The following is a 12,988-nucleotide window of genomic DNA, read 5'->3' as shown; positions in this document are numbered from 1 at the left end:
GTATCAGACCTGCGGTGCCGGCAGCGAAGGCCGCGAGAGGACGGACACATGCTCGCCTGGCTCAACGAACATCCCATGCGACTCCGCCCACCGCCCCGCCTTCTCGCTCGCCGTCAGCATCGTCAGGAAAGGACTAAGCAACAGCCCCAGCGTCACCGGCGCAAGCCACGCCGCGGTGATCGGTGCGAACGGCGTGACCAGCAACAGCGCAACCCCCACCCCGACATGCCAGCGATAGCGCGGCATCACGTCCGCCAGCGACAACTCATGCGCGTCGCGGTTCTGCGGCGCCCAGCCAGACTTGCGCCCCATCAATATCCCGGCGAGATCCATCGTCTGCGTCAGCGCGATCACCGGCGCGGACAGCATCGAGAACGGCACGTCGACCAGCACCGACCGCATGATCCCGCGTCGCCCGCCAAACCCCGCGCGCCGCTCCGCGTTCGAGATCGCCCAGATCACGCTCAGCAGCTTCGGCCCGAACAGCAGCAGCAGCGTGACCACCAGCACCTGTAGCGAAGTCTGCGCCTCGACGATGTTGCGCTCGCCGATCAGCGCCTGCACCACGCTCGTCGCGATCATCAGCAGCCACACCGGCGAGGTGATGAACGCCGACGCGCCCATCAGCAATTGCAGCCGGCTGACCCAGTGGAACCCCGACGAGGTCAGCAGACTCAGATGCTGGATATTGCCCTGCGCCCAGCGCCGATCGCGCACCGCCGCGTCGATCAGCGTCGGCGGATATTCCTCGAACGTCTCCTCGGTCATCAGCATGTGCACGCGCCAGCCGCGCCTGCGGAGTAGCGCCGCCTCGACCATGTCGTGGCTCATGATGACGCCGCCGAACGGCGCGCGTCCGGGAAGGTCGGGCAGACCGCAACTCGCCGCGAACGCCTCGATCCGGATCAGCGCGTTATGGCCCCAGAACGTCGCCTCCGAACCCGACCACCAGACGAGTCCCGCGGTCGAGATCGGGCCGTACAACCGACTGGCGAACTGCATCCAGCGCTGGAAGAACGTCACGCCGTTGATCACCGCGGGCACGGTCTGAAGCAGCGCCACCGCCGGCCGCCGTTCGAGCACCTGCGCCATGCCGATGATCGTGTTACCGCCCATCAAACTGTCCGCGTCGAGCATCAGCATGTAGCGATAACCGCCGCCGAACCGCCGGATCCACTCGGCCACGTTGCCCGGCTTGCGGCCGACGTTCACGGTCCGGCGCCGATAATAGAGCGCGCAGTCGAGCGTCGGCACGAGCCTCTGCCACGCCGCGACCTCGGCCGCCTCCGCCGCTTCGCCCGAGTCGCTCAGGATGAAGATATCGAACCGGTCGGCGACGCCGCCAGCCGCGATCGCGCGCGCCATCCACGCGATCCGCTCGAACACGGCGTCGATGTCTTCGTTATGAACCGGCATCAGGATCGCGGTGCGCCCTTCGAGCGGTTCGGACTGGCGCGGTGTGGGCACAAACCCCGGATGGCCGCCGGTCATCAGCAGGACGAAGCCGATCGCCGCGTTCATGAAGCCGAACGCGATCCACGCGAACAACGGGAAGAACAGCGCCAGCAACACCGCGTCCCACAGGCTCAGCCCGTCGGCGAGCAGCGATTCCTGCACCGCGGACGATGCCGCGGTGGCGAGCAGCCCCGTCATCAGGATGAGGATGATCCGGCGCGCGAGCATATCGTCGTTCGAGACGACCATGCCCGGCCCGGGCTCGGGCGCGGACCAGGGCGGCGGCGGCCCGTCGAAACGCTGCGGGAGCATCTCGATCGGCGACTCGCCCGGCATCATGGCGGGAAGGTCGGGCATCAGAAGATCGGCGTCAGCACGGTTTCGCTGAGTGCGCGACCGCCGCGCGTGAGGAACAACCTGACGTCGGCCGGGCCCTGCGCATCCGGCGCGACGTCGACGGTCACGCGCCAGCGGTTTTTCTGGCCGACCACCGGATACGCCGCGTTGGCGAGCACTTTCCCGCGGACGACGTCGATCTTCGCGGTCACGCCGCTCTGCCGGTCGAGCCCGGCAAGACCGTCGCCGATGAAATCGACCACGAGCTTTCGCGCGCCCTTGACCGGTTCCGCGCCCGGTCGGCCGGCGACACCCTGCCAGCAATCGACGACATGCGCGGTCGCGGCGATGGCGGTCGGGTCGCTCGATTTCCACGACAGCGTGTAATCGAACTGCAACCGCTGCCCTGCCTTGGCCGGTGCAGCGGGCGTCCAGAACGAGACGACGTTATCCACCGTCTCGCTGTTGGTCGGAAACGCATAGAGCATCACCGCGCCCTTGCCCCAGTCACCCTGCGGCTGGACCCACAGGTTCGGGCGGCGATCGTAGAACGCGCCATCGTCCTGGTAGTGATCGAAATTCCGGTCGCGCTGGATCAGCCCGAAGCCCTTCGGCGCCTGATCCGCGAAGCTGTCCAGCGTATCGTGCGGCGGGTTGTTGAGCGGCCGCCAGATACGCTCGCCCGCGCCGGTCAGCAGCGCGAGGCCGTCCGAATCGTGGATCTCGGGGCGCCAGTCGACCGCAGCCGCGCGATTGCCTTCGCCGTACCAGAACATGCTGGTCGCGGGCGCGACGCCGAGCCGTTCGATGTCGCGGCGGACGTTCAGGACGGACGAGACCTGCTGCTCGACGCCCGCACCCGCGACGTGGCGCGACTGGAAGCGGTAAGCGCCGGTGACGCTGGCGCCGTCCATCAGCGCGTAGATCGTGTACGCGTCGGCGCCGGTCCGCTCGATCCAGAATTCGGTGAAGTCGGGAAACTCCTCGCGGCCGGGGAGCCCGGTGTTGATCGCGAGCCCGCGCGCAGACAGGCCGTATTGGTCCTGCGAGCCGGCGGTGCGGAAATAGGAGGCGCCCTGGAATGCCATCCAGTCGCTGGTCCCGCCCGGCGCCATCGCGCGGAAGCCGGCGATGCCGAGCGCGGCGGCATGGCCCTCTTCGGCCTCGAACAGGTCGCGCGAGAACGCGATGCGGCGTGCCTGCCCGTTCTCGACGACGTTGATCGCGACCGGCATCGGCGCATAGCGGCCGAGCGGAAACAGGCGGATGCCGCCCGCCAGCGTCTTGTCGGCGCGGAAGCGAATGCTGCCGACCTTGTCGTAATCGATCGCGGCGGCGGCAGCGACCTTGACGGGGGCCTGATACGGCTTGGCGGCGAGCGTCGCGGCGCGCTGCTGGAGCGCCTCCCAGGAGAACGGCTCGGCCTTGCCAGGCGCTGCACGCATCGCCGCGGCGGCCTGCGGGAGGACACCCAACAAACCCAGCGCGGTCATTACTTCGCGTCGACCGATCATGCAGAGCGCTCCCTCGTCATCATGCTGCAACGCGGTAGCATAAGGACATCGCGCGCGCGCGTCGACAGGTCCCGCCCCCGGCGCGGCCTACCTCGCCGCGCGCTGCCAGCGAGCGCTGACCTGAACACGGTCGTGGATATGGTGGCCGACGATCACCAGCATCGCGCCGCCACTCGCGCAGAGGAAGCCGATCGTGGCGAGCAGGAATGCGAGTGCGCCTGTTTGTGGGTGGAGGCGGACGAGCGTGTGGATCGGAGTGGCGGCGATCGTCAGCGCCCGGACGCCGCTCGCGCGGAGGCTGAGGTCGGTGCGGAGGCGGCGAGAGTCGGTCATGCGACGTTTGAGCTATCGCTTGCCTCATAAGCGTTCGAGATCGATTTTGCTGGGGAGCCATAGTGTTGGCGTAGTGCGCAACCCCGTCATCCCGGCGAAAGCCGGGACCTCGCGCGGCAGGGGCGACCTGTTGAAGGGAGACCAGCTTTCGCTGAGGTGACGGTTGGGTTGGTTAGCGTGACGGCTAGTTGCGCAGGATAACGAGCGGACCGCCCGTTTCCTTGTTCTCCCTCGAAGGCGGGAGCCCAGTCTGGATCCCCGCCTTCGCGGGAAAACAAGCTTTCTGCCTATGGAGACGTTCAGGCGTCGACCAGCAGCCGGTATCCGATCCCGAGCTCGTTCGCGATCACCGTGCCAACGCCCCCCGCCCCCTCCAGCTTCTGCCGCAGGTTCCGCACCACGATGCGGAGATATTCGATCCGGCGGTCATGATCGGTCGGCCACGCCGCCTCGAGAATCCGCTGGTGCGTAACGACCCGCCCAGGATGCGCCGCCAGCGCTGACAGTACGTCGAACTCCTTGCGCGTCAGATGCACTTCCTCGTTCCCGCGGCGGACGAGGCGGTGCTCGAAATCGATCTCCACCCCGTACGCGCGCAATACCGTCGGCCGCGATGTCGCCTCGCCGCGCCCCCGCAACGCCACCCGCAACCGTGCAAGCAACTCCTCGGTATCGAACGGCTTCGTCACATAATCTTCGGCCCCCAGATCGAGCGCCGCCACCTTCTGGTCGGTCGCCTCGCGCGCGGAGACGACGAGGATGATCGGATCGCCGAGCTTCTTCAGCAACGGTACCAGCTCCAACCCATCGCGATCGGGCAATCCCAGGTCGAGCAGCACCGCAGTCAACGGCCGGCTCGCCGCGATCCGCAAAGCCTCGCGCGCGTCGACCGCCTCCTCGACGCCGTAGCCCGCGCGCTCCAGCGTGTTCTTCAACAACCGCCGGATGTGCAGTTCGTCGTCGACGATCAGGACCGTCTGCACGCTCATAGATTCGCTCCATCGGTGTCGCGGACGAGCAGGGCCACGGGGAAGCACAGGCTGAACTGCGCGCCGGTTGGGTTTTGGGGGTTGGTGACTTCAACGGTCATTTCCATTGCTTCGGCGAAGGCCTTGACGATCGCAAGTCCGAGGCCGGTGCCGCCGATCGCACGGTCGGAGCCTTCGAGGCGGCGGAACGTCTCGAACACCTCGTTCTCGCGGCCGGGCGGCAAGCCTGGCCCCTGATCGATCACCGACAGCCGGAGCATCCCGAAGCGGTGCTCGGCACGCACGATGATCGGCGTGCCGGGATCGGCATAGCGCCCGGCATTGTCGAGCAGGTTGAGCAGGCAGTGGTGGAGCAATTGCGGATCGACGCGGACCAAAGGCAGGTTCGGCGCCACATCGAGCTCGATCGCATGACCTTCAAGCACCCGCTTTGTGTCGTGCACCGCGCCCGCAACGGCGTCGGTCAGGTCGGTCGGCTCCAACCGCAACCGGAGCGCCCCCGCCTCGACCCGCGCCATGTCGAGCAGATTGCCGACGAACCGGTTCAGTCGCGCCGCCTCGCTCTCGATCGTCGCAATCAGCTCGGGCGTGACGCCGCGGTGCAGCTCGGCGGCAGCCGCCATCACCGACGTCAGCGGCGTGCGCAGGTCGTGGCTGACCGACGACAGCAACGCCTGCCGCAACCGATCGCGTTCGCGCACCGCATCGACGTCGCGCATCTCGACCTCGAGCCGCGCGCGCTCAAGCACAAGCGATGCCTGATCGACCAAGCTCATCAACAGCGGCAACTGGTCCGACCGTACCGGATCGCCACCCGCCTCACGCGCGAGCCCGAGCACTGCCAGCGTCCGCTCGCCCGAGCGCAATGGCTGGAAGAACCACTCCGACGCCGCCAGCGTGCCCGACCCGCGACCCGCCGGCACGCCGCTGTCATAGGCCCATTGCGCGGCCGCCATCTCCATCGTCTCGAGCCGGTAATCCGCGCCGTTCGCCGCCTGCACCGCGAGACCGGTATCCTCCGCGACGAGGATCACCGCGCGCACGCCGAACAACCGGCCGATTTCCTCGCAGATCGCGCGCGCCAGTGCGACCGGCTCGTTGAGCGAGGTCAGTTGGCGCAAAAACCCGGCGAGCGAGGCGTTGGTGCGAGCGCTGGCGGCGGCGATATCGGCCTGTGCGCGGACCCGCGACGTGAGCTGGCTAGTGACGAAGGCGATGCCGAGCAGGACTAGGATCGAGATCACGTTCTCGGGATTGTTGATCGTCAGCGTGCCGGTCGGCGGCAGGAAGAAGAAGTTGTATGCGATCGACGAGGCGATCCCCGCGAACAGTCCGGTGCGCAGGCCGAACAGGCTCGCCGCGGCCATCACCGGAAGCAGATACAGCAGCGCGACGTTGCCGAGGTTGAGGATGTGGAACAGCGCGCTCGCGATGCCGGTGACGCTGGCCACCATCATTGTCGTCCAGGCATAGCCCGCCTTGCTGCCCCAGCCGCCGCTGTGCGCGCGCTTGCTCCGGGTGACGGTGCCCGCCTCCATCGGCAGGACGTGGACGGCGATCCCCGGCGTCTCGCGGACCATCTGGTCGACGACGGAGCCGTGGCGGAGTTCGAACCAGCGCGAGCGGGTCGACTTGCCGACCACCAGCTGCGTCGCGCGCGCCTCGGCGGTGAAGGTCTTCAGGCCGTCGACCACCGACGTCGCGGGGACGGTGGCGACATCGCCGCCAAGCTGCGTCGCGAGGTTGAAGACCGCGGCAAGCTGCCGGTGTTCGGGCTCGCCGAAGGTCTGCGCGCGCGGCGTCTCGATATACACCGCGGTCCACGGCGCGTGCATCGCGTCGGCGATCCGCTTGGTGGCGCGGACGAGGCCCAATGCGCCGGGCAGCTCGCTGATCGCGACGACGATCCGCTCGCCGCCCGCCCAGGTGCCGCCGACGCCAAGCGCGCGAACGTGTTCGAGCATCTGCGCATCGACGGCTTGCGCGGCGCGGCGGAGCGCGAGTTCGCGTAACGCCGAGAGGTTCGACTTGGAGAAGAAATGCGAGAGGGCGCGGGTGGCCTCTTGCGGGAGGTACACTTTTCCCGCCTTCAACCGCTCGATCAGTTCGTCGGGCGGGATGTCGACGACTTCGATCTCGGCGGCCTCGACGATGCTGTCGGGGACGGTCTCGCGGACGCGGACGCGGGTGAACGAGGCGACGACGTCGTTGAGGCTCTCGATGTGCTGGATGTTGATCGTCGAATAGACGTCGATGCCCGCGGCGAGCAGTTCCTCGACGTCCTGGTAACGTTTGGGGTGGCGGCTGCCGGGCGCATTCGTGTGGGCGAGTTCGTCGACGAGGACGAGCGTGGGGGCGCGTTCGAGGATCGCGTCGAGGTCCATCTCGTCGAGCGTGCGGCCTTCGTAGGGGATCGCCTTGCGCGGGATGATCTCGTGGCCCCGCGTGAGCGCTTCGGTTTCGACGCGGCCGTGCGTCTCGACCACGCCAATGACGATATCGACGCCGGCGCGACGGCGTTCGGCGCCTTCGGAGAGCATCTCGTAGGTTTTCCCGACACCGGGGGCGGCGCCGAGGAAGATCTTCAAACGGCCGCGACCCTCCTGCGACGCCTGCCGCAAGAGGGCTTTGGGTGATGGTCGTCCGTCGTCGTTCAACGTGCGCCCGTCGCGTCCAGCGCGCGGTTCAAGGCGAGGACGTTGACACGCGGCTCGCCGAGGATGCCCAGCAGCGGGCCATCGACGTTGGCGGTTACCAGCGCACGGACACGGTCTGCGGCCAGACCGCGGGTACGCGCGACACGCGCGACTTGAGCATAGGCCGAGGCTGGCGACAGATCGGGGTCGAGGCCGGAACCCGATGCGGTGGCGAGATCGGCGGGGAGCGGCCCGGTCACGCCTTCCGCGCGGCGCTTGGCGACGTCGGCCTTGGTGCGATCGACGAGTGCCTGGCTGGTCGGGCCGAGGTTGGAGCCGGAGGAGGCTAGGCCGTCATAGCCCTTGCCGGCGGCGGAGGGGCGCGTCTGAAAATAGCGATCGGTGGTGAAGGCCTGGCCGACGACGGTCGAACCGATCGCCTTGCCGTTGGCCATGACGAGGCTGCCGTTCGCCTGGGTTGGGAAGATGGCTTGTCCGATGCCGGTCATGGCGAGGGGGTAGACGATCCCGAGCAGGAGCGCGAACAGGATCGTCATGACGAATGCTGGGCGGAGGGCGGAGGTGAAATCGGAGGTCATTCTGTCGTCTCCATGTGTCCGTGCGTAGGTGGGGACAGGGTCTGGGCACCCGCCTTTGCGGGTGAACAATTTTTTGGGGTGAGGTTGGTGGAGGTTGCATCGTGCGCGTTCCCACCTGGCACCTCCCCGGCGAAGGCCGGGGTCCAATTGGGTGACGTCGCCCACTCGAGTTGCGCTTCGTTACCTCGACCTTTCCACTTGGGCCCCGGCCTTCGCCGGGGTGGTGGCTCGCGGGGTGGTTGCTCGCGGGGTGGTGGTTCGCGGTGCGAGGGTGCATTTGCACCCGACGGACTGGTCTGGATCATCATGCCAGCCCCAGCGCGCCGACCAGAAGGTCGATCAGCTTGATCCCCACGAACGGCGCGATGAGGCCGCCCAGGCCGTACACCGCGAGATTTCGCGCGAGCAGCGGCCCCGCCGCCATCGGCTTGTACGCGACGCCCCTTAGCGCGAGCGGCACCAGCATCGGGATGATGATCGCGTTGAAGATGATCGCCGACAGGATCGCACTTTCGGGCGAGCCCAGCCGCATCACGTTGAGCACGCCCAATCCCGGATAGAGCGCAACGAACATCGCCGGGATGATCGCGAAATACTTGGCCACGTCGTTCGCCACCGAGAAGGTCGTCAATGCACCGCGCGTCATCAGCAACTGCTTCCCGAGCCCCACGATCTCGATCAACTTGGTCGGATCGCTGTCGAGGTCGACCATGTTGCCCGCCTCGCGCGCTGCCTGCGTGCCGGTGTTCATCGCCACGCCGACGTCGGCCTGCGCCAGAGCCGGTGCGTCGTTGGTGCCGTCGCCGCACATCGCGACCAGCCTACCGCCCTGCTGTTCCTTGCGGATCAGGTCGAGCTTGTCCTCCGGCGTCGCCTGCGCGAGGAAGTCATCCACGCCAGCCTCGGCAGCGATCGCGGCAGCGGTGAGCGGGTTGTCGCCGGTGATCATCACCGTGCGGATGCCCATCGCCCGCAGTTCGCCGAAACGCTCGCGGATGCCCGCCTTGACGACGTCCTTGAGGAAGATCGCGCCGAGCAAGCGGCCATCGCGGGCCACCGCCAGCGGCGTGCCGCCGGCGCGGGCGATCTCGTCGGTGATGCGGCGCAGTTCGGTCGCGGCGGCGGTCGCCCCTGCTCCCGGATTGGCCTTCAGGATCGAGTCGACGGCGCCCTTCTGGATCAGCGAGCCATTGACCTTCACGCCCGAGATGCGAGTCTGAGCCGTGAACGGGATGACTTCCGCATCGCCCGGCAACGCACTCGTCGTCACGCCGAACTTCTCGCGGGCCAGCACGACGATCGAGCGGCCCTCGGGCGTTTCGTCGGCGAGGCTCGCCAGCAATGCCGCCTCGGCAAGCTCCTCGTCACGCGTGCCACCGACCGAGCGGAACTCGCTCGCCTGACGATCGCCGATCGTGATCGTGCCGGTCTTGTCGAGCAGCAGGACGTCGATATCGCCCGCCGCCTCGACCGCACGGCCAGACTTCGCCAGCACGTTGAAGCGCACCAGACGGTCCATTCCCGCAATCCCGATCGCCGACAGCAGCGCCGCGATCGTGGTCGGGATCAGCGTGATCAACAGAGCCGCCAGGATCGCGACCGGCACGCGGCCACCCGCATAGCTGGCGAACCCGGGGATCGTCCCGACTGCGATCAGGAAGATGATCGTCAGGCCGACGAGCAGCAGCGTCAGCGCGATCTCGTTCGGCGTCTTTTGCCGCTCGGCGCCCTCGACCAGGGCGATCATGCGGTCGAGAAAGCCTTCGCCGGGGTTGGCGGTGATCTTCACGCGGATCTCGTCGGAGATGACGCGCGTGCCCGCGGTGACGGCGGAGCGATCGCCGCCCGCCTCGCGGATCACCGGTGCGCTCTCGCCGGTGATCGCGGCTTCGTTGACCGAGGCGACGCCCCAGACGACTTCGCCGTCCGCCGGGATCAGGTCGCCCATCGTCACCAGCACGATGTCGCCCGAGCGAAGCATGCTCGCGGGGACGGACTCGACTTGATCCACCTTCATGCGGCGGGCGGTGAGTTCGGCCTTGGTCGCGCGCAACGACGCGGCCTGCGCCTTGCCGCGACCTTCGGCGAGCGCTTCGGCGAAGGTGCCGAACAGCACCGTCAGCCACAGCCAGATCACCAGTTGGATCTTGAAGCCGACCGACAGCCCGTCGCCGCCGAAATTGACGAGGATCGTCAACAGCGTGGCGACCACCGCAGTGACGAACATCACCGGGTTGCGGATCAACTGCCGGGGGTCGAGTTTCCGGAAAGCGTCGCCGATCGCCGGGATGATCAAGTCGGCCGTAAACAGCGACTTGGTAGGGGTGCGTGCCATTTTGGCTTGTCCCGTCAGAAGGTTTTGCCGCTGATCATCGCGAGATGATCGGCGATGGGACCGAGCGCGAGGCTCGGCAGGAAGGTCAGGCCGCCGACGATCAGGATGATCCCGACCAGCAGGCCGACCCACAGCGCACCCGTCGTCGGGAACGAGCCCGTGCTTTCCGGCGTGTGCTTCTTGGCCGCGAGCGACCCGGCGATGGCGAGCATCGGCACGATGATGAAGAAGCGCCCGAGCCACATCGCGACCCCCAGCAACCCGTCATAATAGGGCGTCGCGGCGGTGAGACCCGCGAACGCCGAGCCGTTGTTCCCGACCCCGCTGGTGAAGGCGTAGAGGATCTCGGTGAACCCATGCGGCCCCTTGTTGAGCGGTCCTGCGAGCCCGGCCGGCAGCACTGCGCTGAGCGCGGTGAAGCCGAGGATGACGAGCGGCAGGATGGCGATCGCCAGCACCGCCAGCTTCACTTCGCGGCTCTCGATCTTCTTGCCGACATATTCGGGCGTGCGGCCGACCATCAGGCCTGCCACGAACACGGCCAAGATGGCGAACAGCAGGAAGCCGTAGATGCCTGCGCCGACGCCGCCGATGACGACCTCGCCGAGCTGGATGTTGAGCAGCGGGATCATGCCGCCCAGCGCGGTGTAGCTGTCGTGCATCGCGTTGACTGCACCACACGATGCCGCCGTCGTGACGACCGAGAACAGCGCGGATGCGGCGATCCCGAAGCGGACCTCCTTGCCCTCCATGTTCCCGCCCGCGACGCCGATCTGGTGGAGGATCGGATTGCCCGCGGCTTCCTGCCAATAGGTGACGGTGACGCCGGCGAGGAACAGGATGACCATCGCCGAGAGGATCGCCCAGCCTTGCCGGGTGTTGCCGACCGCCTTGCCGAACGTCCAGGTCAGCCCGAAACCGATGACGAAGATAGAGAGCATCTGGATCAGGTTGGTCAGCGCGGTCGGGTTTTCGAACGGATGCGCCGAGTTCGCGTTGAAGAAGCCGCCACCATTGGTGCCGAGCATCTTGATCGCCTCCTGGCTCGCCACCGGGCCGAGCAGCAACGACTGCTTCGCGCCCTCCAGCGTCTGGATGTCGACGACACCCGCGAGCGTCTGCGGCACGCCACTGACGATCAGGAACAGCGCGTAGACGATCGAAATCGGCAGCAGCAGGTACAATGTGACGCGCGTCGCATCCGCCCAGAAATTGCCGATCGTCGTGGCGGATCGCCGCGCAAAGCCGCGGAACAGCGCGAACGCCAACGCGATGCCGGTGGCGGCCGACAGGAAATTGTGGATCGTCAGGCCGAACATTTGGGCAAAGTTCGACATGGTGGATTCGCCACCATAGCTCTGCCAGTTGGTGTTGGTGGTGAAGCTGATCGCGGTGTTGAACGCGAGGTGCGGCGCGAGGCCAGCGAGGCCTTGCGGGTTACCCGGCAGCACGCCCTGCAGGCGCAACACCGCGTACGTGAGCGCCATCAACGTCGCGTTAAACAGGAGCATGTGCAGCGCATAGCGACGCCAGCCCTGCTCTTGGTTCGGGTCGATCCCGGCGAGCTTGTAGAAACCCGTTTCGACCGGGCCGAGGACGGCGTGGATCGGCGTGCGGCGGCCTTCGTACAGCGCGAACAGCCACATGCCGACGGGTTTGGTCAGCGCCAGCAATATGCCGACGAAGCCGAGGATCAGGATCCATCCCTGGAATGTCATGGGAGCGCGCTCCTAAAAACGTTCGGGACGGATCAGCACCGCCACGAGATAAAACAGCAGCCCGAGCGCGACGATCGCGGCGAGCCAGAGGTCGAGGGTCATGATTGCGTCCTCACGCCCGAGGTTTTCATGCGTTGTCGCACAGGCGGACATAAGCGAGCGTCGCCGCCACCAGCCCGACCATGATCGCTATCCAGAGTAGATCCTGCATCGGTCGTTCCTCGTCAGAAGGCGGCGGTAAGCGAGGCAACCACGGTGCCGTCGGCGATCGATCCGGTACCGTCCTGGCCGCGGGAGAAGCTCGGCTGGAGATACGCTGCACTGCGACGCGTGATGTCGGTGTCGACATAGCTGACGTTGAACGTCAGGTTTCGATACGTGGCGTCCGCACCGAGCGACCAGTCCCAGTACTCGCCGGTCGGCGTCACGCTGGTCGCGTTGGGGCCGAGGCCGTCATTGCCCCAGCTATGGCCGATATGCGCCTTGGCAGTCAGTGGCGTGCCGGCAATCGCGAACGCGCCGTCGCCGGTGAGGTAGAGATTGTCGGTCTTGGCGCCGGGATTGGTGTAGACGCCCGCGGCCGCATCGGCGCCGGTGCGATACCATTTGCCGAGTGCCTGCTGCTTCGGCGCATAGAACGCGCTCACGGTCAGCGTCGCCGGGCCGGTCGTGCCGCTGAGCTTCACATAGGGCTCGGCGTAATCAGTCTTTGAGGCGCCGCCCGGATACATGTACCAGGTCAGCCCGACGTCGAGCGTCGCGTTGTCCGCGAGCTTGTGCTTGTAGCCGCCGATCAGGTCGAGCTCCATGTTCGAGCCGCCGAACGTGCCCCAGCCCGACAGGTTCGATCCCCAGGCGCCGACATACACGCCGCTCTGGTGCGCGATCGTCAGCCCGCCCTGGATTGCGCCGTTCTTGTCCGACTGCGACACGCCGCGCAGGCGGTAGTCGGTCGCGAGCGTCACCGAACCGGAGACGGTGACGGGAGACGGCGGCGCGGTATCCTGCGCGAACGCGGGCGTGGCGAGGCCGGTCAGGATACCGGCGGCGGCGGCGAAACGAAGAATGTGCAT

General features: G+C 67.2%; 10 protein-coding genes. All 10 read right to left on the bottom strand.

Annotation, left to right across the window (positions count from 1 at the left end; genetic code table 11):
- Positions 1–3: 3 nt before the first annotated feature.
- On the bottom strand, positions 4–1,812 hold the full coding sequence (gene mdoH, locus U1708_RS02530; RefSeq protein ID WP_332742381.1) for a glucans biosynthesis glucosyltransferase MdoH: 1,809 nt from the start codon (positions 1,810–1,812) through the stop codon (positions 4–6).
- Positions 1,812–3,305: an OpgD/OpgG family glucan biosynthesis protein gene (locus tag U1708_RS02525; protein ID WP_332742380.1), complete on the bottom strand. Its 1,494-nt coding sequence runs from the start codon at positions 3,303–3,305 to the stop codon at positions 1,812–1,814. The genes mdoH and U1708_RS02525 overlap by 1 nt, the downstream gene beginning before the upstream one ends.
- A gap of 87 nt (positions 3,306–3,392) precedes the next feature.
- A complete protein-coding gene (locus U1708_RS02520) occupies positions 3,393–3,638 on the bottom strand; it encodes a hypothetical protein (protein WP_332742379.1) in 246 nt (81 codons plus the stop codon).
- Between the two features lie 299 nt (positions 3,639–3,937).
- A complete protein-coding gene (locus tag U1708_RS02515) occupies positions 3,938–4,627 on the bottom strand; it encodes a response regulator transcription factor (RefSeq protein WP_332742378.1) in 690 nt (229 codons plus the stop codon).
- Positions 4,624–7,284 (bottom strand): DUF4118 domain-containing protein, encoded by a 2,661-nt coding sequence (locus tag U1708_RS02510; RefSeq protein WP_332742377.1) that lies wholly within the window; start codon positions 7,282–7,284, stop codon positions 4,624–4,626. Before U1708_RS02510 ends, U1708_RS02515 begins: the two co-directional genes overlap by 4 nt.
- Positions 7,281–7,862, bottom strand: coding sequence for a potassium-transporting ATPase subunit KdpC (gene kdpC / locus U1708_RS02505; RefSeq protein ID WP_332742375.1), 582 nt, complete (start codon positions 7,860–7,862; stop codon positions 7,281–7,283). The genes U1708_RS02510 and kdpC overlap by 4 nt, the downstream gene beginning before the upstream one ends.
- Before the next feature lie 304 nt (positions 7,863–8,166).
- On the bottom strand, positions 8,167–10,197 hold the full coding sequence (gene kdpB, locus U1708_RS02500; protein WP_332742372.1) for a potassium-transporting ATPase subunit KdpB: 2,031 nt from the start codon (positions 10,195–10,197) through the stop codon (positions 8,167–8,169).
- 14 nt (positions 10,198–10,211) lie between these two features.
- Entirely contained in the window at positions 10,212–11,915 is a 1,704-nt protein-coding gene (gene kdpA / locus U1708_RS02495) for a potassium-transporting ATPase subunit KdpA (RefSeq protein WP_332742370.1), read from the bottom strand.
- Positions 11,916–11,927: 12 nt separating this feature from the next.
- Positions 11,928–12,017, bottom strand: coding sequence for a K(+)-transporting ATPase subunit F (gene kdpF, locus U1708_RS02490; protein WP_055875324.1), 90 nt, complete (start codon positions 12,015–12,017; stop codon positions 11,928–11,930).
- A 122-nt stretch (positions 12,018–12,139) separates the two neighbouring features.
- Complete coding sequence (locus U1708_RS02485) at positions 12,140–12,988, bottom strand: TorF family putative porin (protein WP_332742367.1); 849 nt, start codon at positions 12,986–12,988, stop codon at positions 12,140–12,142.

Origin of the sequence: Sphingomonas arabinosi, assembly GCF_036663715.1 — a bacterium.
Classification (GTDB): Bacteria; Pseudomonadota; Alphaproteobacteria; order Sphingomonadales; family Sphingomonadaceae; genus Sphingomonas.
The sequence above is the reverse complement of the archived record's forward strand: the minus strand, read 5'-3'. Positions and strand labels throughout refer to the sequence as shown.